17 protein-coding genes and 2 tRNA genes are annotated in these 19,330 nt (G+C 69.4%); 6 read left to right on the top strand and 13 right to left on the bottom strand.

The genetic code is table 11. The features are described from left to right. Positions 1-13 precede the first annotated feature (13 nt). Positions 14-766 (bottom strand): acetoacetyl-CoA reductase, encoded by a 753-nt coding sequence (gene phbB, locus JG616_RS00825; RefSeq protein ID WP_199362079.1) that lies wholly within the window; start codon positions 764-766, stop codon positions 14-16. A gap of 125 nt (positions 767-891) precedes the next feature. On the opposite strand from phbB, the gene JG616_RS00830 reads away from it, so the two are divergent. Continuing rightward, positions 892-967, top strand: a tRNA-Ala gene (locus JG616_RS00830). A 40-nt stretch (positions 968-1,007) separates the two neighbouring features. Next, a tRNA-Glu gene (locus tag JG616_RS00835) sits at positions 1,008-1,083 on the top strand. Between the two features lie 17 nt (positions 1,084-1,100). Here JG616_RS00835 and JG616_RS00840 read toward each other — a convergent pair. Together JG616_RS00840 and JG616_RS00845 are read right to left on the bottom strand one after the other, a co-directional pair. Continuing rightward, a complete protein-coding gene (locus JG616_RS00840) occupies positions 1,101-1,580 on the bottom strand; it encodes a DUF1249 domain-containing protein (RefSeq protein ID WP_199362080.1) in 480 nt (159 codons plus the stop codon). Between the two features lie 17 nt (positions 1,581-1,597). Next, a complete protein-coding gene (locus JG616_RS00845; protein WP_199362081.1) occupies positions 1,598-2,419 on the bottom strand; it encodes a pyruvate, water dikinase regulatory protein in 822 nt (273 codons plus the stop codon). 128 nt (positions 2,420-2,547) lie between these two features. On the opposite strand from JG616_RS00845, the gene ppsA reads away from it, so the two are divergent. Then, on the top strand, positions 2,548-4,923 hold the full coding sequence (ppsA, locus tag JG616_RS00850) for a phosphoenolpyruvate synthase (protein ID WP_199362082.1): 2,376 nt from the start codon (positions 2,548-2,550) through the stop codon (positions 4,921-4,923). A 300-nt stretch (positions 4,924-5,223) separates the two neighbouring features. Here ppsA and orn read toward each other — a convergent pair whose 3' ends face one another. Next, entirely contained in the window at positions 5,224-5,781 is a 558-nt protein-coding gene (orn, locus tag JG616_RS00855) for an oligoribonuclease (RefSeq protein WP_255531824.1), read from the bottom strand. Between the two features lie 46 nt (positions 5,782-5,827). Next, on the bottom strand, positions 5,828-6,334 hold the full coding sequence (gene tadA, locus JG616_RS00860; protein WP_199391382.1) for a tRNA adenosine(34) deaminase TadA: 507 nt from the start codon (positions 6,332-6,334) through the stop codon (positions 5,828-5,830). A 38-nt stretch (positions 6,335-6,372) separates the two neighbouring features. On the opposite strand from tadA, the gene pdxK reads away from it, so the two are divergent. After that, complete coding sequence (pdxK, locus tag JG616_RS00865; RefSeq protein WP_199391383.1) at positions 6,373-7,248, top strand: pyridoxine/pyridoxal/pyridoxamine kinase; 876 nt, start codon at positions 6,373-6,375, stop codon at positions 7,246-7,248. On the opposite strand, the gene JG616_RS00870 is transcribed toward pdxK, so the two are convergent. Beyond that, entirely contained in the window at positions 7,200-8,117 is a 918-nt protein-coding gene (locus tag JG616_RS00870; RefSeq protein ID WP_199391384.1) for an AraC family transcriptional regulator, read from the bottom strand. The genes pdxK and JG616_RS00870 overlap by 49 nt on opposite strands. A gap of 138 nt (positions 8,118-8,255) precedes the next feature. Between JG616_RS00870 and JG616_RS00875 the strand changes: the two genes are divergently transcribed. After that, complete coding sequence (locus JG616_RS00875) at positions 8,256-10,082, top strand: sulfotransferase (protein ID WP_199362087.1); 1,827 nt, start codon at positions 8,256-8,258, stop codon at positions 10,080-10,082. Here JG616_RS00875 and JG616_RS00880 read toward each other — a convergent pair. The 6 genes from JG616_RS00880 to JG616_RS00905 all read right to left on the bottom strand — a co-directional run bounded on the left by JG616_RS00880 (position 10,067) and on the right by JG616_RS00905 (position 17,902). Further along, a complete protein-coding gene (locus tag JG616_RS00880; protein WP_343224954.1) occupies positions 10,067-10,741 on the bottom strand; it encodes a 2OG-Fe(II) oxygenase in 675 nt (224 codons plus the stop codon). The genes JG616_RS00875 and JG616_RS00880 overlap by 16 nt on opposite strands. 7 nt (positions 10,742-10,748) lie before the next feature. Beyond that, a complete protein-coding gene (locus JG616_RS00885; RefSeq protein WP_199391386.1) occupies positions 10,749-13,685 on the bottom strand; it encodes a TonB-dependent receptor in 2,937 nt (978 codons plus the stop codon). Positions 13,686-13,806: 121 nt separating this feature from the next. Further along, positions 13,807-14,610: an ABC transporter permease subunit gene (locus tag JG616_RS00890; RefSeq protein ID WP_199391387.1), complete on the bottom strand. Its 804-nt coding sequence runs from the start codon at positions 14,608-14,610 to the stop codon at positions 13,807-13,809. Continuing rightward, positions 14,607-15,464, bottom strand: a complete 858-nt coding sequence (locus tag JG616_RS00895; protein ID WP_234446632.1) for an ABC transporter permease subunit — start codon at positions 15,462-15,464, stop codon at positions 14,607-14,609. Before JG616_RS00895 ends, JG616_RS00890 begins: the two co-directional genes overlap by 4 nt. Positions 15,465-15,595: 131 nt before the next feature. Continuing rightward, positions 15,596-16,753: an ABC transporter ATP-binding protein gene (locus JG616_RS00900; RefSeq protein ID WP_199362092.1), complete on the bottom strand. Its 1,158-nt coding sequence runs from the start codon at positions 16,751-16,753 to the stop codon at positions 15,596-15,598. A 3-nt stretch (positions 16,754-16,756) separates the two neighbouring features. Continuing rightward, positions 16,757-17,902, bottom strand: coding sequence for a polyamine ABC transporter substrate-binding protein (locus JG616_RS00905; protein ID WP_199391388.1), 1,146 nt, complete (start codon positions 17,900-17,902; stop codon positions 16,757-16,759). A 65-nt stretch (positions 17,903-17,967) separates the two neighbouring features. Between JG616_RS00905 and JG616_RS00910 the strand changes: the two genes are divergently transcribed. After that, complete coding sequence (locus JG616_RS00910) at positions 17,968-18,723, top strand: TorF family putative porin (RefSeq protein ID WP_199362094.1); 756 nt, start codon at positions 17,968-17,970, stop codon at positions 18,721-18,723. Between the two features lie 19 nt (positions 18,724-18,742). On the opposite strand, the gene JG616_RS00915 is transcribed toward JG616_RS00910, so the two are convergent. Next, positions 18,743-19,246, bottom strand: a complete 504-nt coding sequence (locus tag JG616_RS00915; protein ID WP_199391389.1) for a hypothetical protein — start codon at positions 19,244-19,246, stop codon at positions 18,743-18,745. Positions 19,247-19,330 lie beyond the last annotated feature (84 nt).

Here is a 19,330-nt window from a genome sequence, read left to right on the forward strand (position 1 = left end):
GCGCCGACGGCGGTCAGTACATGTGCTGGCCGCCGTTGACCGCGATGTTGGCACCCGTCACGTAGCCGGCGCCTTCGCTGCAGAGGAAGGCGACGACGGCTGCGATCTCCTCCGGCCTGCCCAGGCGCCCCATCGGAACCTGGGCCACGATCGACTCGACGATCTCGGGCTTCATCGACGTCACCAGCGTGGTGCCGACGTAGCCGGGCGAAACGGCATTGACGGTCACGCCCTTGCGCGCCATCTCCTGCGCGAGCGCCTTGGTGAATCCCTGCACGCCGGCCTTCGCCGCCGAATAGTTGGTCTGTCCGAACTGCCCCTTGGTGCCGTTGACCGACGAGATGTTGACGATGCGTCCCCAGCCACGCGCGGCCATGCCCTCGACGAAGGGCTTGCTGACGTTGAACATCGAATCGAGGTCGGTGCGCAGCACCGCGTCCCATTGCGCCTTGTCCATCTTGCGGAACGTCGCATCACGGGTGATGCCGGCATCGTTGACCAGGATGTCGACGCCGATGCCGGCGTCGTGCAGGCGCGACGCCATCGCCTGGCAGCTGTCGTAGTCGCCCACGTCGACCGGTTCGACCCGGAAATCGCGACCTGCCGCCGACTGCGCCGTGCGCCACGCGGCCGGGTCCTCGACGCCGGCGTGGCAGGTCACCACGACGCGATGCCCCGCTTCGTGCAGCGCGATCGCGATGGCTTCGCCGATGCCGCTGGTGCCGCCGGTGACGAGCGCGGTTCGCGGGGTCTGGGTGTGGGTCATTCGGGGCTCCGGTTGGACGATGAAGCCGCGCAGTATCGCGTGCCGTGCACGGCCGCGAAAAATTCCCGTCGCAATGTGTTGACGTCGCCGCGAAGGCTGCCTACAATTTCCAGCTCGCAACACGTGGGGCCATAGCTCAGCTGGGAGAGCGCCTGCATGGCATGCAGGAGGTCGGCGGTTCGATCCCGCCTGGCTCCACCACTCTACGAACCAGGCCGTTCGTGAGTGCGGACAGATCCAAGTCCCCATCGTCTAGAGGCCTAGGACACCACCCTTTCACGGTGGACACCGGGGTTCGAATCCCCGTGGGGACGCCACACACGAAAGCCCGCCTTCATGGCGGGCTTTTTCTTTCCTGCCGCAGCGTGGCGACGCCGTGGCCGCGCTCGGCCAGGTATTGCAGCCACTTGCCGAGGAAGGTGTTCATGCGCATCCGGTGCCCGAGCACCGCGGCCGGCGGCGGGAACATGCCGATCGCATCCTGCCAGCGGCGGCCGACATAGCAGTGCGTGGCTTCGACCTGCCGGGCATCGCGATAGAAGCGCAGGTAGACCGAGGGGTCGGGTTCGCCGGTCACCGGGTCGGGGAGCGCCACGTAGGCCATCCGCAGCTCGCTGGTATAGGCGTGGCGTTCGATCACGTCCAGGCGCAGGTCCAGCCCGTCGCCGACGCTCGAGACGTAGCTGCCGGCGGCGAGGTCGCCCGGTTCGAACAGGCGCACCAGGCGGGCGTGGTTCTCGGCGTACAGCGCCATCAGCCAGCCGAGGCGGCTGAGGCCGGGAAGTCGTGCGCGTCGGGCGAGCAGTTGCGACATGACCCGATGCTACACGCTCAGAACATGCCGCGGCGGATGCCCAAAGTGCTCATCACCTTGCTTGAAATCTCCTCGATCGAGGTATGCGTCGTGCTCAGCACCGGGATGCGCTCGGCGCGGAACAGGGACTCCGCCGCGGCCACCTCGCGCCGGCAGGTCTCCGGCTCGGCGTAGCGCGAGTTCGGCCGCCGCTCCTGGCGGATCTGCTGCAGCCGCACCGGATCGATGGTCAGCCCGAACAGCTTCGCCCGGTGCGCGCGCAGCCGCGGTGGCAGGCGGTCGTGCTCGAGGTCTTCCTCGGTCAGCGGATAGTTGGCGGCGGCGATGCCATGGTGCAGGGCGAGGTAGACGCAGGTGGGGGTCTTGCCCGCGCGCGACACCGCCACCAGGATCACGTCGGCATCGTCGTAGTTGATCGACATGCCGTCGTCGTGGGTCAGCGCATAGTTCATCGCGTTGATGCGCTTGTGGTAGGCGTCGAAGTCGACCATGCCGTGGGCCTGGCCCACGCGTGGCTGGCGGGTCTCGCCCAGCTCGGCCTCGAGCGCGGTCATGAACGGCTCGAGCACGTCGAGGACCAGCGCGCCGCTGCCCCGGATCGCCGTGGTCAGCTCGCCGTTGATGCAGGAATTCACCACCACCGGCCGCAGGCCGCTGGCCTCCCCCGCCTCGCGGATGCGCCCGGCGATCTCGTGCGCGCGCTCCACGCTGTCCACGAACGGGATCCGCTCGGTGGCGAAGGCACTGTCGCGGAACTGGGTGAGGAGGCTGTGGCCGACCGTTTCGGCGGTGATTCCGGTGCCGTCGGAGACGTAGAAGACCGGGCGCGGGCTCGACATGCGTGTTTTCCTGCTTGGCCGCGGGCCCCGCGGCGGGATGGCTTGCTAAAATAGCCGTTCCCGTCGTCCAGCGCCGCAGGCCCAGGACGGCTCTCCCGCGACCCCATGCCTTCCCTCCGGAGCCAGCCTTGAGCGCCAACATCCTGTGGCTTGACGACCTTCGCCTGACCGACCTCGCGCAGGTCGGCGGCAAGAATTCCTCGCTTGGCGAGATGATCGGCAACCTGGCCAGGCTCGGCGTCTCGGTCCCCGGCGGCTTTGCCACCACCGCCGACGCGTTCAAGGACTTCGTCGCTCACAACACGCTGCACCAGCGCATCTTCGACCGCCTGGCCACGCTGGACGTGGAAGACGTTCCGGCGCTGAACAGCGCCGGCGCCGAGATCCGCGGCTGGGTGATCGATGCACCGCTGCAGCCGGCGCTCGAGGCCGACATCCGCAGCGCCTACGCCAAGCTCTGCGCCGACAACGGCGGTGGCGACGTCGCCGTGGCCGTGCGCTCCTCGGCCACCGCGGAAGACCTCCCGGACGCCAGCTTCGCCGGCCAGCAGGAAACCTTCCTCAATGTCACCGGCGCCGACGACGTGGTGGTCAAGGTCAAGGAGGTGTTCGCCAGCCTCTACAACGACCGCGCCATCGCCTACCGCGTGCACCACGGCTTCAAGCACGAGGACGTGTTCCTGTCGGCCGGCGTGCAGCTGATGGTGCGCTCGGACTGCGGAAGCTCCGGCGTGCTGTTCACGCTCGACACCGAGTCCGGCTTCCGCGACGTGGTCTTCGTCACCTCGAGCTACGGCCTGGGCGAGAACGTCGTGCAGGGCGCGGTCAACCCCGACGAGTTCTACGTCTACAAGCCCACGCTGCGCCAGGGCCGTCCTGCGATCCTGCGCCGCTCGCTCGGCGCCAAGCAGATCCGCATGGTGTATTCCGATGCGCCCGGCGAGCGCGTGCGCAACGAGGACACGCCGGCCGAGCTGCGCGCCACGTTCTCGATCACCGACGCCGACGTGCAGGAGCTGTCGCGCCAGGCGCTGACGATCGAGGAGCACTATGGCCGCCCGATGGACATCGAGTGGGCCAAGGACGGCATCACCGGCAAGCTGTTCATCGTGCAGGCGCGCCCGGAGACGGTGAAGTCGCGCGCCAAGGCCACCCAGATCGAGCGCTTCATGCTCGGCGCGCGCGGGCCCGTGGTCTGCGAGGGCCGCGCCATCGGCCAGAAGATCGGCTCGGGCGTGGCGCGCGTGGTGCGTTCGCTCGACGACATGGCCCGCGTGCAGCCCGGTGACGTGCTGGTGGCCGACATGACCGATCCCGACTGGGAACCGGTGATGAAGCGCGCCGCCGCCATCGTCACCAACCGCGGCGGCCGCACCTGCCACGCCGCGATCATCGCGCGCGAGCTCGGTGTCCCGGCCGTGGTCGGCACCGGCAACGCGCTGGACGCGATCGAGGACGGCGCGACGGTCACCATCAGCTGCGCCGAGGGCGATACCGGCTTCATCTACGCCGGCGCCCTGCCCTTCGAGCGCATCACCACCGACCTGACCTCGATGCCCGAGGCGCCGCTCAAGATCATGATGAACGTCGCCAACCCGGAGCGCGCGTTCGATTTCGGCCAGCTGCCCAACGCCGGCATCGGCCTGGCGCGGCTGGAGATGATCATCGCCGCGCACATCGGCGTGCATCCGAACGCGCTGCTGGAGTACGCCAGGCAGGACGCCGAGACGAAGAAGAAGATCGACGAGCGCGCCGCCGGCTACGCCGACCCGGTGAGCTTCTACGTCGACCGCCTCGCCGAGGGCATCGCCACCCTGACCGCGTCGGTGGCGCCGAATCCGGTGATCGTGCGCATGTCGGACTTCAAGTCCAACGAGTACGCCAACCTCATCGGCGGCCAGCGCTACGAGCCCGAGGAAGAGAACCCGATGATCGGCTTCCGCGGCGCCAGCCGCTACGTCGATCCGGCCTTCGCCCAGGCCTTCGCGCTGGAGTGCCGCGCGGTGCTGAAGGTGCGCGAGACCATGGGCCTGGAGAACCTCTGGGTCATGATCCCGTTCGTGCGCACCCTCGACGAGGGCCGCCGCGTGCTCGAGGTGCTGGCCGCAAACGGCCTGCGCCGCGGGGTCAACGGCCTCAAGGTGATCATGATGTGCGAGGTGCCGTCGAACGCGCTCATGGCCGACGAGTTCCTCGAGATGTTCGACGGCTTCTCGATCGGCTCCAACGACCTGACGCAGCTGACGCTGGGCCTCGACCGCGATTCGGCCGTCGTCGCGCACCTGTTCGACGAGCGCGATCCGGCGGTGAAGAAGCTGCTGTCGATGGCGATCCAGGCCGCCAAGGCCAAGGGCAAGTACATCGGCATCTGCGGCCAGGGCCCGAGCGACCATCCGGACCTCGCCGAGTGGCTGATGCAGCAGGGCATCGAATCGGTCTCGCTCAACCCCGACACCGTCGTCGACACCTGGCTGAAGCTCGCCAAATCCAAGGCCGCGGGCTGACGCACCACCCCCATGTAGGAGCGGCTACAGCCGCGATCGCACTGCGCGAAGGCCGGGCCTGGTGCCCGGCCTTCTTTTTTTTGCCACGGATCTACGCGGATAAGGCGGATTTGCGCGGATAGAGCAGTGGTTGCAGCGGGAAAAGCCGGTGTGAACGGCTGTAGCACTTTGCAGCGGTCCGGGCCCAACGGAACGTGCGCGGCGGGAGACGCCGCGCCGCTGAAAGAAGATCCGTGCAAATCCGCTCTATCCGCGTAAATCCGTGGCAAAAACCCGCTCTTCTTCCCGCTCCCGCGGACCTTACTCGTGCGGAGCGAAGGTCCCCATGCCGGTCCGGTAGTGGCGGAGTTCGGCGATCGAGTCGTGCACGTCGCTCAGGGCGGTGTGCGCCGCCTGCTTGCGCAGGCCGGCGTAGAGCTCGGGTGCCCAGCGGCGGGCGAGTTCCTTCAGCGTGCTGACGTCCAGGTTGCGGTAGTGGAACCAGCGCTCCAGCGCGGGCATGCGGCGGTGGAGGAAGCGGCGGTCCTGGCAGATCGAGTTTCCGCACATCGGCGACCGGCCCGCCGGGACCCACTGCTCGAGGAACTCCAGGGTGCGGGCCTCGGCCTCGGCCATCGGCACGCCTTCCTCCAGCACCCGCCGCCAGAGGCCGGAGCGTCCGTGCTGGTTGCGGTTCCACTCGTCCATCGCCTCCAGCGTCGCCAGCGGCTGGGCGACGGCCAGTTCGGGGCCTTCGGCCAGCACCCGCAGCTGCGCGTCGGTGACCACGGTGGCGATCTCGAGGATGGTGTCGTTGTCGGTGTCCAGACCGGTCATTTCCAGGTCGATCCACACCAGCCGTTCTTCTCCGTTGCCCACCCTCGCTCCTTCGTGATCCGTCGTGACCCACATGGTAACGCCGCGCTCAGGCCGGCGGCAGGCCGCGCTTGGCGCGGAAGTAGTTCCTCAGGCGGGCACCGGCCTCTTCGCCCAGCACGCCCCCCAGTACCTCGACCCGGTGGTTGTGGCGCGGATCGGCCAGCAGGTTGAAAACGCTGCCCGCGGCGCCGGTCTTGGGATCGCCGGCGCCGTAGACCACGCGCGCGACGCGGGCATGCACCATCGCCATCGCGCACATCGCACAGGGCTCGAGGGTGACGTACAGGGTGCACCCGACCAGGCGGTGGTTGCCGAGCGCCCTGCCCGCTTCGCGCATGGCGACGATTTCCGCGTGCGCACTCGGGTCGTGGTCACCGATGTTGCGGTTCCAGCCTTCGCCCACGAGGCGGCCGTCTGATTCCACCACCACCGCGCCGACCGGGATCTCGTCGTGCTCGCGCTCGGCGCGCCCGGCCAGCGCCAGCGCATGGCGCATCCAGGCGATGTCCGCGTCGGCCAGGTTCGATCCGGGGTTGCTCGGCTGCTGCTGCATGGCCGGCATTCTAGTGGTCGGAGGCCTAGAATCGGGACATGCAAGCACATGATCCAGGGGCGCGCGCCGCGGCGCCGGGCGCCCATCCTTCACTCCAGCCGATGCAGATGGACGTGGTCTCGGTGCAGTCCCAGGTGGTCTATGGCCAGGTGGGCAACACCATCGCCGTCCCCACCTTCCAGTCGCTGGGCCTGCGCGTCGCCGCAGTACCGACGGTAGTGCTGAGCAATACCCCGCACCATCCCAGCATCCATGGCGGTCCGGTGCCGACCGGGTGGTTCCAGGGCTATCTCGACGACCTGGTGGCGCGCGATGCCGTGCGCGAACTGCGGGCGGTGGTGGTGGGCTATCTCGGTGGACCGGAGCAGGCCGGGGTGCTGGCGCGCTGGATCGAAGCGCGCCTGCGCGAACGCCCCGGGCTTTCGGTCTTCATCGACCCGGTGATCGGCGACGAGGACGTGGGGATCTATGTCGATCCGCGCATGATCGACGCGCACTGCGGCCAGCTGGTCGGGCTCGCCGATGGTCTGGTGCCCAACGGCTTCGAGCTCGGCGTGCTGACCGGGATGTCGGTGGCCGACACCGCCGACGTGGTCCATGCAGCACGCAGCCTCCTCGTCGGACGCACCCGATGGGTGGTGGTGACCAGCGCCGCCCCTGCGGCCTGGGGCGATGGCGGGATGAAGGTGCTGGTGGTCCAGCGCGACGCCGAGTGCGTGATCCGCCACCGCCGGCTGGACGCCACGCCCAAGGGCACCGGCGATCTGTTCAGCGCCACCCTCGCCGCCCACCTGCTGCGCGGCGCCCCTGTGGAGGACGCGGCGCGGCTCGCCTGCGACCGTGTCCTTGCCGTCCTGGACGCCAGTCAGGCGGCCGGTAGCGCAGAAATGCTGGTGTTCCCCGAACCCGGCTGAACCGCGGCGCCGGCGGGGTTCCCGGCCAGTCGCCGGCGCGCCATGCCGGTGGTGCAGCCGAACGCATGCTTGAACGCGCGGCAGAACGCACTCTCGCTTTCGAAGCCCAGGCTGCCGGCGATCTCGCAGACCGGCATCGCGGTGTCGCAGACCAGCTCCCAGGCGCGCTGGCAGCGCAGGCGCGAGGCGTACTCCGTGGGCGTCTCGCCGAAGACGTGCCGGTGCACGCGGATCAGGTGGCACGGCGAATAGTTGGCGCTGGCCGCCAGCCGCGACAGCGCGATGTGGTCGTCCAGGTGGCAGCGGATCAGGTGCTGGACGCGCAACAGGCGCAGCAGCGTCTGCCGTCGGCGTAGCCGGGTGCGGCCACTGCAGCGGCCCATGCGGCCCTGGAGTTCCGCCTGGTGTTCGGCCAGCGCCTGGCGCAGGTCGGCCACGAGGTCGGTCGCGAGGCGGCCGGCCGGGAACTCGGCCGCGTGCGCACGCCTCGCCAGTCGCACGATCGGGCGCAGCACCGTGCGCGGGCAACCGGCCTCCCACGGCAGGAGGTCGGCGCCGGGGATGCGAGCATCCGGCGTCCAGGTGGCCGGCGGCGCTGTCACCAGCAGCCACCAGCACTGGCCATGCGCGGCGCAGCGCAGGCTTCCCTCCAGCCACAGCTGATAGCGACCCTGGGCCAGCATCCAGTTGGCGTCGTGGGACTCCAGTACCAGCGCGCCGGACAGCACGACGCACAGGGTGATCCAGCCCGGAGGCACCTGCAGCGCGCTGCCCCGGCCGCGCGCCCGCACCACGTTCAGGCAGTGCGGATCCAGCTGGCCTGCGGGAAGCGACTGGGCACCGCGCAGCGGATGCAAGCGGGTCTGCAAGGGCGCCTCCTCGGGATCCGGCGATCGTCCGGGCATCGGATGTGCAGGCCGCGTGAAGGCACGCCGCGTCCGGTTGTGTCCTGGTCCGAGCGGGAGGATAGTCCGGCCTTGCCCAGGTGTGCCGGAACGGAGGCGTGGATGGCCGATGGCGAGCTGGCAAGCCTGGTCCACGGTGAGCAGCTCCTCGCCCGGGGCGAGATCGCGTCCGCACTGAAGCTGGCAACCCTGGCGCTCGCCGCGGAAGCGACACGTCCGGCGTGGCACCGCCTCCGTGGCCTTGCCCTGGCCGCGTCTGGCCGCGCGTCGGAAGCGCGTCCGCACCTCCAGCGCTATGCCGAGCTGGAGCCGCGCGAGGCCGAAGCCTGGACCAACCTCGGCAACGCCTGCCTGGACGCCGGTGACGCCGCCGCTGCGGTCGACGCGTTCCGCGTGGGCGGTGACGCAGGCGCGTCCGGCCTGCCCTACCTGCTTGGCCGGGGATCGGCGCTGCTCGGGACCGGCTGCTGCAGCGAAGCGCTCCCCTGGTTGCAGCGCGCGCTCGCCCTGGAGCCCGACGCCGCCGATGTGCGGCTTGCGCTGGGACAGTGCCTTGCCGAGCTCGAGCGGTTCGAGGCGCTCGACGCCTGCCTGGCCGGAGTGGATGCCGACGCCCTGGACTTCGGACAGCGCACCGCGTTCGCCTGGCTGTCGGCGCTGGCCGGACGTGACGAAGCGGCGGTCACGCTCTACTCCAGGCTGATCGCGGAGCAGCCCGAGGCGCGGCGCCCCAAGGTCGAGCTGGCGCTGCTGCTGGAGCGCATGAACCGGGTGCAGGAGGCGGCCCGGCTGCTTGGCGACGGGGCCGGCGATCCGACTCCGGCGGCAACAGATGCGATGGACGTCCTTGCGCGTGCACGCCTGGCACGACGCCTGGGACGGACGGCCGGTGCTGCCGATGCGCTTGCCCGGGCAGCGGAAGCCGAGCGCGACCCGGCAATGGCGGCCCAGCTCGGCTACGAGCTGGCGCGCTGGCACGACCCGCAGGATCCCGATGCGGCCATGGCCGCGCTGTCGCAGGCCCACGCGAATGCCGCCGCCGCACTGCGGCAGCGCCATCCGGACCTGCGAGCCGAAGGCGTGCTCGACTGGCTTCGCGAGCGCCTGTGCCATCCGCTGCCCGCGCCGCACGTGGCGGCCGCCGGCGACCCGCCGGATCCGGTCTTCCTGGTGGGGTTCCCGCGCTCGGGCACCACGATGCTGGAGCAGATGCTGGAGCGGCACCCTGCACTTCAGGTGCTCGACGAGCGGCCTGCCGTGGAACGCGTCATCCATGCCATGCGCACGTCCGCGGGATGGAACGGTGGGGACCTGGACGCGGCCCTGGCGGGTCTCGACTTCGGCCACTGGAGCAGCCTGCGCGCGCGGTACCGCACCGAGGTCGCGCGATACCGCGTGCCTGCGGGCCGCCTGGTCGACAAGTACCCGCTGTACCTGACCCGGGTGCCGTACATCCAGCGGCTGTTTCCCCGGAGCGACTGGCTGCTGCTGCTCCGCCACCCCTGCGACTGCGTGCTGAGCTGCCATTTCCAGGCGTTCGGGCTCAACGGTGGCGCACTCGCCTTCGCCTCGCTGGAGTCGACCGCCCGCACCTATGCCGCGGTGATGGGCTACTGGGAGGAGCAGCGTGTCCTCGCCCGGCCCCGCGTCCACGTCCTGCGCTACGAGGAACTTGTGGGCGGGCCAGAGCCCGCGCTCCGGCAGCTGATGGACGCCCTGCAGTTGCCCATGGATCCGTCGCAACTGGCGTTTCCGGCCGCCGTGGCCGCGCGAACCCGCCGCATCAACACGCCCAGCTACGCGCAGGTCGCCGAGCCGGTCAACGCCAATGCCGTGGGGCGCTGGCGGCGGTACCGCGCCCATTTCAGCGACGCGGTCCTGGAGCCGCTCGCGCCCTTCGCGCAGCGCTACGGCTACGCGCTGGACTGAGGCGCGCTGGACTGAGGCACGCTGGACTGAGGCGCGCCCTGCCCGGTACCGGGCTGCACGAACCTCAGGTAGGTCGACAGGATGAACTTGTCCTGGGTCGGCGACGGCTGGCCCTGGTGCGCATACAGCCAGTACGGCGGGAACATCAGCAGGCGGCCGGCCCTGGGGGGCACGCCGGTCTGCAGGCCGGGGAACCAGGTGCAGCCGCCCTCGGACACGTCGTTGAGGTACCAGAGGAAGACCAGGTAGCGGTCGCAGACCTCGTTGATCGAATCGAAGTGGGTCTGGAATTGCTCGTCGCTCCCGGCGCGGTAGCGCTTCAGGATCAGCGGACTCAGCAGCGGGCTGTCCGGCACGGGGATCGGCAGGCCGACGTCGGCGTTGTAGCGCTGCAGCTGGCGGCTGACCAGCTGCCTGAAGTAGGACAGGAAGGGCGCGTCGGACAGGCGGCTGACGTCGAGCTCGGTCCAGGCGCTGTCCTCGAGTCCGGCGCGCACGCCGCGCCCGTTCACCGTCTGGAACCTCGCCAGCGCGGTGAACGAGTCGACCAGCTTGCGGCACATCCCCGGATCGAGCACGTCGTCATAGACGCGGATGTAGTGCCGCAGCGCCGCGTCCGGGGCTGCCGCCGCGGCCTGGGCCGCGACGGCAGGGGTCACCGCCGGATCAGAAGCGGGCAGTCCAGCGCATCCAGAAGAAACGGCCGATGGCATCGTAGGTCCGCATGTCGGTGGAAGCATTGAAGCCGGAGTAGATCAGCGGCGGCTGGCGGTCGGTCAGGTTGCGCACACCGAGCTGGATCGAGCTGTTGTTGAAGTCCGCGATACGGTAGCCCACCTGCAGGTCGGTCTGGGTGTAGGACGGAACGCGCCGCTTGGCGACGTAGCCCGGGTCGGTGACGTCGGCCACGTCCGGGGCCTCGTAGACGTGGTGGACGTAGCGCGTGGTCACGCTGGCGCTGAAGTTGCCGCGCGTCCAGCTGATGTCGTTCAGCCCGCGCCAGCGCGCCATGTTGCCGAAGCCGGACGACGCGCTGTCGACGAACGTGCCCGCCAGGCCGCTGCTCTCCGGGATGCCCGGGAAGGCCCCGACGTTGCTGCTGGGATCGCCGGACAGCAGCTGCACGTCGTATTCGGCCAGGTAGCTCGTATCCAGGTTCCAGCGGAACTGGCCCCAGCCGGATTCCGGGAACAGGTAGCGCAGGCCGACGTCGACGCCCGAGGTCTTCAGGCTGCCGAAGTTGCCGATGACGTTGGTCATCTGGGCCACGTCGCCGCTGTCGTCGCGGATGAAGGTGTCGCAGAAGCGGCCGAAGTCGTAGCACTGGTTGAGCAGCACGTTCTCGGGCAGGTTGGTGATGAACTGGTCCAGCTCCACCCGCCAGTAGTCGGCCGTGACCGAGAAGCCGTCGAACCAGCCCGGGCTGTAGACGAAGCCCCAGGTGAGCACGTCGCCCTCTTCCGGCTGCAGGTCCGGGTTCGCGACCTGGAACGAGGTCACCTGGTTGTTGCTCTGGCGGAAGGAGCCGTCGGTGGGCACGCCGCCGCAGGCGCGCGGATCGGCCGTGGCCTGGCCCGCATAGCCGTTGCAGGGGTCGGTATAGGTGTTGGCGCTGGGCACCGTCGGCGCGAACAGGTCGCCGATGGTCGGCGCGCGGAACACGTCGGCGAACGTGGCACGCACCAGCAGGTCGGCGAACGGCTTCCATTCCAGGCCGATCTTCGAGTTCGTGGTGCCGCCGAAGTTGGAATAGTCGGAATAGCGCGTGCCCAGCGAGATGCTGAGCCGCTCGGCGAACGGCACGTTGGCGAGCAGCGGCAGCAGCGCCTCGGCATAGATCTCGTTGACGTCGAACTCGCCGCTGATGTCGCCGAACGTGCAGGCTTCCTGGGTGATCAGGCAGACCGTCTCGCCCGGCGGGATGATGGTCAGGAAATCGCTGCTCGAGCTTGCGCTCTCCTCGCGCCGCTCGACGCCCAGGGCCAGCGACGCGGTGCCGGCGTCCCACTGGAAGAGGTCGCCGGTGATGTTCGCGTTGAACACCTTCAGGTCGTTCTCGTTGGTGTTGTGGATCGTCGGGTTGATCAGTTCCAGCGCCGCCAGCTGCGCCTGCCCGGCGGGCGTCGACGGATCCGGCGGCGGGCCCATGAAATTGACCGGCAGGCAGCCGTCGATCACCGACGTCGGGTCACCCGGGGTCCGGACGCAGATCGGGTCCCCGGTGGAGGGATCGATCATCGACGGGCCCAGCGCGTCGGTCAGGCCCGGGCTGTAGAGGTAGCCGCGCACCGACGAGGACTGCGGCGTGCGCCCGTAGCCATAGGAGGCGTCCCAGCTCCAGCTGCTGTCGCCGAACACACCGCGCAGGCCTCCGGTGATCTGGTAGGTCTCGGTCTCGAAGCGCGTGGTCCGGGTCGGGATGAAGTCGCGCAGGCGCAGGCGCGCATCCGCGATGTCGACCCCGAAGGGGTTGTACAGGCTGTCGCCGCTGATCGGCACGTTGTCGACCGCGGCGCGGCCGTCGAAGGGCAGCGGCGCGATGAAGAACGAGGATTCCGTGCGCAGCCAGGATCCGAGCAGGAAGGCCTCGACGTCGTCGCTGATGTCGTAGCTGCCGGCCATGAACAGCGCCGTGCGCTCCTGCGGCGTCAGGTTGAGGTTGCCGTCGGCCTGGAAGTTGTAGACGTCGTTGGTGTTGTCGAAGCAGCGGAAGTCGGAGGGCGAGGTGCCGGGGCGGCCCTCGATGCGGGTCAGGACCACGTTGGCACCACCGCCGCAGTTGGGGTCGGCCAGGTTCACGCCGGTCGCCGCCGCGCGCGGCAGCACGTAGCGCCCGGTCAGGATGCGGCTGGTCCCCCCGATCCCCTTCTCGCCAGCGTAGAGCTGGTAGGGCTGGCTGGAATAGGCGCGGTTGGCGGCGCTGACCGAGCCTTCCTCGTCGTAGCTGGCGCCGAGCATCAGCCGCCCCTTGTTGCTGACCAGGCCGTAGACCGCGTCATACCGCTCCGTCTGGGCGTCGCCGCGCGAGGACACGCCGTAGTAGGCGCTGGCTTCCAGTCCGTCGAAATCCTTGCGCAGGATGAAGTTGACCACGCCGCCGATCGCGTCCGAGCCGTAGATGGCCGAGGCGCCGTCCTTGAGGACCTCGACCCGCTCGATCAGCGCCATCGGGATCGAGTTCACGTCCACGGCGCCGTTGGCGTTGGAGATGGTGCCGATCCAGCGCTTGCCGTCGACCAGCACCAGCGAGCGGTTCACGCCCAGCCCGCGCAGGTCGACCGTGGCCGCGCCGGCACCGCCGCCGTTGTTGACCTGCGGATTGGTCGCGGCACCGGCGATCGCCGGGGTGCGCTGGAGGAACTCACCGACCGTGACGGCGCCGGAGGCTTCGATGTTCTGGCGATCGATGACGAAGACCGGGCTGGCCGTTTCCATGTCGGCGCGCTTGATGCGCGTGCCGGTGACTTCGATCCGGTCGAGCGTGGTGGCCTCCTCGCGGGGAGGTTCCTGTGCCGCCGCGGTCGAGGCCGCGAGCGCAAGGGCGAGGGCCGAAAGCGGCAGGCGGACCGGACGGGCGACGTGGCGGAATGACTGGGTGGTCACGGGGGACTCCACTTCGAGCGTTGAAGGGAGTCGTGAAATTACGAAAGTTTAACGGCGCGGGATGTGCGGCGCTGGAAGCAGAACATGTGCCTGGATTGATATTCCAGCCCCGGCCGCGGCCTCAGGCCGGCGTACCGCGTCTGCGGTGCATCAGGATCCCGGCGATGCTGACCCCGAGCGCCACCAGCACGACGATGATCGTCGCCAGGGCGTTGATCTCCGGCGTCACGCCCAGTTTGACCTTGGAATACACCACCATCGGCAGCGTGCTCGAGCCCGGGCCCGAGGTGAAGCTGGCGATGACCAGGTCGTCGAGCGACAGGGTGAATGCCAGCAGCCAGCCCGCCAGCAGCGCCGGCGCGATGAGCGGCAGCGTGATCACGAAAAAGACCCGCCACGGCCTGGCCCCGAGGTCCATGGCGGCTTCCTCCAGGCTGTCGTCCATGCCGGCCATGCGCGAGCGCACCACCACGGTCACGTAGCAGGCGGTCAGCGTGATGTGCGCCAGGGTGATCGTGACCATGCCGCGGTCGGGCCAGCCAAAGGCCTGCTGCAGGGTGACGAACAGCAGCAGCGAGGACAGGCCCATCATCACGTCGGGCATGACCATCGGCGCCGAGTTCATCAGGCTGAGCAGCCCACGCCCCGGAAACCTGCCGAAGCGCGACAGTGCAAGCCCGCAGGCGGTGCCGAGGAACACCGCCGCGGTGGCGGTGAGCGCGGCGATCAGGAAGCTCCGCTGCACCGCATCCAGCAGCTGCTGGTTCTCCATGAGCGCGACGTACCAGCGCGTGGAGAACCCCCCCCACACCGTGGCCACGCGCGAGGCGTTGAACGAATACACCACCACCGACAGGATCGGGAGGTAGAGGAAGGCGTAGCCCAGCGCCATCGCGGTGTAGAGGAACGTCGGATTGCGCCTCATGCCTGCGCCTCGCGTTCGGCGCGACGGTTCTCGACGTACTCGAACAGCAGCGTCGGCAGCACGATCAGCACCAGCATCGCGATCGTGACGGCGGCCGCCAGCGGCCAGTCGCGATTGGTGAAGAACTCGATCCACAGCACCCGCCCGATGGTCAGTGCATCCGGCCCGCCGAGGATGTCGGGGATCACGAACTCGCCGACCGCCGGAATGAACACCAGGAGTGCGCCTGCGATGATGCCGGGCATCGACAGCGGCAGGGTCACCCGGACAAAGGCCTGCCAGGGCTTGGCGCCCAGGTCCTCGGCCGCTTCCAGCAGCGTGAAGTCCAGCCGCATCAGCGTGGCGGTCAGCGGCAGGATCATGAAAGGCAGGTAGTTGTAGACGATGCCGATGTAGACCGCGGTGTCGGTATGCAGCAGCGCGAAGTCCGGCCCCGCCAGTCCCAGGGCCCACAGCGCCTGGGCCAGCAGCCCGTTGGCCTTGAGGATCCCGATCAGCGCATAGGTGCGCAGCAGCGAACTGGTCCAGAACGGCAGGATCACCAGCACCAGCAGCAGCAGCCGCTTCACCGGCGAGGCGCGCGCGATGCCGTAGGCGATGGGGTAGCCCAGCAGCAGGCAGGCCACCGTGGACACCGAGGCGAACAGCAGCGACTTCAGGTACGCCGCGACGTACAGCGGGTCGGACAGCAGCATCGCGTAGTTGGACGTGTGCAGCCGCAACGATGCCGCGCCGTCGGCGGCATGCTCGATCAGCGCGGTATAGGGCGGCGCCTGGCCGAACACGGCCTGGGCGAAGCTGATCTTGAGCACGATCAGGAACGGCACCAGGAAGAACAGGCCCAGCCACAGCATCGGCAGCGCGGTCACCAGGAAGCGTCCGCGCCGCGTGCGGAACTCGCGCCCCACGGCCCGGAACCAGCCGAACAGGTTGCGCACCACGTCGAACCAGAAGTCCCACAGGCCGGCATTGCGCCCCGCGGTGTTCATGCCGTCAGCACCACCGCGCTGGCCGCTTCCCAGCTGAGCCAGAGGGTGTCGTCCCAGTCGTAGTGCGGCTCCGAACTGCGCGCGACGTGGGTTTCCTGCACGCGCACGATCGCCCCGCCCTCGGTCTCGACCTGGTAGATCGAGACGTCGCCGAGGTAGGCGATGTCGCGCACCTTGCCCACCACCACGTTCTCGGTGGCGACCGTGCCGCGGTGGGGCGGCGCCTCGTGCACGTCGATCTTCTCCGGGCGCACGGCCACGCTGACCGACGTGCCCTCGGGAAGCGGATCGGTATGCCGGGCCAGCAGCTCGGCATCCAGCGCATCGCACTGGATGCGGGCCTGGCCCGTGGCCTCGTCCATCCCGAGCACGCGACCCTCGAACAGGTTGATGCCGCCGATGAACTCGGCGACGAAGCGCGTGGCCGGGTACTCGTACAACACCGCCGGCGTCGACACCTGGACGATGCGGCCGGTGTCCATGACCGCGATCCGCGACGACATCGTCATCGCCTCCTCCTGATCGTGGGTGACCATGATGAAGGTGGTGCCGACGCGCTCCTGGATGTTCACCAGTTCGAACTGGGTGTGCTCGCGCAGGCGCCGGTCGAGCGCGCCCAGCGGCTCGTCCAGCAGCAGCAGCTTGGGTTGCTTGGCCAGCGCGCGCGCAAGCGCCACGCGCTGGCGCTGTCCGCCCGACAGCTGGTGCGGCTTGCGGTTGGCCAGCTGCGGCATGCGCACCAGCTCCAGCATCGCCTGCACGCGGTCGCGGATCTCGCTTGCGGGCAGCCGGTCCTGGCGCAGCCCGAAGCCGATGTTCTGCGCCACCGTCATGTGCGGGAACAGCGCGTAGTTCTGGAACATCATGTTCACCGGCCGCTGGTAGGGCGGCAGGTCGGTGACGTCCAGGCCGTCGATCAGGATGCGCCCCTGGTCCGGCGCCTCCAGCCCGGCCAGGATCCGCAGCAGCGTGCTCTTGCCCGAGCCCGAGCCGCCCAGCAGGGCGAAGAACTCGCCGCGGTAGATGTCCAGGGTCACGTCGTCGCAGGCGTAGACCTTGCCGAAGGTCTTCGTCACCCCCTCGATGCGCACGAAGGGCTGCGCCGCCGGGTCACGCCAGGGCTCGGACGCGACGCTCCGCGCGGGGGCCGGCATCGCCTAGCGGCCGCTCTTGATCGTGGTCCAGGCGCGCACGCGCTGGCGCTGCACGTCCTCGGGCAGCGACGCCGGATCGACCAGGCGCGCGCGCACGTCGTCCGGCGGATAGACGCCGGCGTCGGCGGCGATCGCCGGATCGACCAGCGGCGTGGCCGCCAGGTTGGCATTCGCATAGGCGACGTGGTCGGTCACCGCGGCGATCACCTCGGGCTGCATCAGGTAGTCGACGAAGGCGTGGGCGTTGCCCGGGTGGCGCGCATCCTTCGGGATCGCGACCACGTCCATCCAGCGGATCGCACCCTCCTTCGGGATGACGTAGCGGATGTCGGGCGTGGGCTTGCCGGTGGCCTCGGCGGCCTCGCCGGCGACGTCGCGCGCCTGGCCGATGTCGCCGGAGTAGCCCATCACCAGGCAGGCGTCGCCGTTGGCCAGCGCATCCTTGTACTCGGCGTTGTTGAAGGTGCGGATGTGCGGACGGATGGCGGCGTAGACCTGCTTCACCGCGTCGATCTCGTCGGCGGCGCCGGCATTGGGGTCACGGCCGAGCCAGATCAGGGCGGCACCAAAGACCTCCTGGTCGTCGTCGAGCACGTGGATGCCGCAGGACGCGAGTCTGGCCGCGTTCGCGGGATCGAACAGCAGCGCCCAGCTGTCCAGGGGCGCGTCGGGCCCGAGCGCAGCGGTGACCTTCTCCACGTTGACGCCCAGGCCGGTGGTTCCCCACATGTAGGGCACGACGTGGGCGTTGCCCGGATCGATGTCGGTCAGGCCCTGCATGATCGCCGGGTCCAGGTGCTGGCGGTTGGGCAGCTTCGACGCGTCCAGTTCCGCGAACAGGCCCGCGCGGATCTGCCGCTGTGCGAACGGCCGCGCGGAGGGGAAGACCACGTCGTAGCCCGACCCGCCCGCGGTCAGCTTGGTCTCGAGCGTCTCGTTCTCCGCGTAGACGTCGTAGTTGACCCGGATGCCGGTGGCCGCCTCGAAGTTGGCGATGGTGTCCTCGGCGACATAGTCCGACCAGTTGAAGACGTTGAGGACCTTCTCCTCCGCGCCGCCCGCCGCCCCGGCGTCGCCGCCATCGGGCTGGCTGCCACCGCAGGCGGCAAGGATCAGGGCGCAGGCAAGCGGGGCGAGGCGCAGGGACACGGCAGTTCTCCGGGACGGGTGGCCAGTGGAAGTATATATTGACGGGTTTCCCCACGAGACCCGCAATGACGAAGCTCCCCCTGCGCGCAGCGCTCACCGCCGCGCTTGCCCTCGCCGCCCTGCCCGCGCTGGCCCAGGACGGCGCAGGCGATCCGGCCTGGACCTTCGGCGGCGAGGCCATCGTAGCCAGCGACTATGTCTGGCGCGGCGTGTCCCAGACCATGGGGGACCCGGCGCTGCAGCTGGAGGGCTCGATCGGGCACGAAAGCGGCTTCTACGCCGGCGCATTCGCCTCGACCGTCGACTTCGGCGACCCGGACGACGGCATCGACTACGAGCTCGAGACCTACATCGGCTGGGCCGGCGCGCTGGGCGACGGCGCGCTGGGCGAGAGCACGGAGCTCGACGTGTTCGTCTCGCGCATCGCCTACCCCGGCCACAACGGCGCCGACTACGACATCGACTACACCGAAGTCCAGGCCAGGCTGACCTTCGTCGAGACCTGGTACGTCGGCAGCGCCTACTCGCCGGACATCTTCAACCTCGGCGGCAAGGGCTGGTACTGGTACGCCGGCGCCGACCTGCCGCTGGGTGACAGCGGCTTCACCCTGGGCGCGCAGGCCGGCCACTACGACCTCGATGACGCGGTCGGCGACAGCTACAGCGACTGGCTGGTCTCGCTCGGCCGCGACTTCGGCCCCGTCAACGCCAGGCTGCAGTACAGCGACACGTCCGGCTACAGCGAACTGCTGGCGGAATCGGTCGGCGACTCGCGGCTGGCCGACGGCCGCGCGGCGTTGCTGCTGACCTGGGCGTTCTGAGGGCCGCCGCGCGGTCCACTCAGAACAGGTACGTCCAGGTCTGGCCCTCGCCGCCGTGGCTGCGCACGCGCCGCACCGAGCGTGACAGGCGCTCGGTGCCGCGGCTCCGGCTGACCAGGACATCGCCCATCTTCACCGTGGTGATGCTTTCCACGGTCGCCTTGCGGCGGCCGGGCTCGATGCGGATGGAGCGCACGTCCACGTTGACGTCGAAGATCAGCAGGCCTCGGCTCTGGCTGCTCAGGCGGCGCATCCCGTCGAGCATCTCCCGGGTCATCCGACAGGTGCTTTCACCGTCGAACGCCGCCTCCTCCGTCCGCTGGCCGTCGACATACGACGTGGCCTCCAGGCTGAAATCGCCGGCAATGTCCTTGCACATCGACTCATGGTCGAAATTGCGGATCGCGTCCACCTGCCCCTGGTAATAGCGGTGCACGTGCGACTCGTCGATCCTCCAGCCGGTATCCCAGGCGACAACGGCCACGGCCGCCAACACGACAAGCACAAGCAGTCTCACGACCATCGGTCTCTCCCTCCCCGGAGCACCCATGGACGCCGGCTGGATGGCCGGCGCCGCCGTCACTTCCGTCCGATCACCAGCGGAAGT

This window comes from Luteimonas sp. MC1895 (genome assembly GCF_016457215.1).
GTDB lineage: Bacteria > Pseudomonadota > Gammaproteobacteria > Xanthomonadales > Xanthomonadaceae > Luteimonas.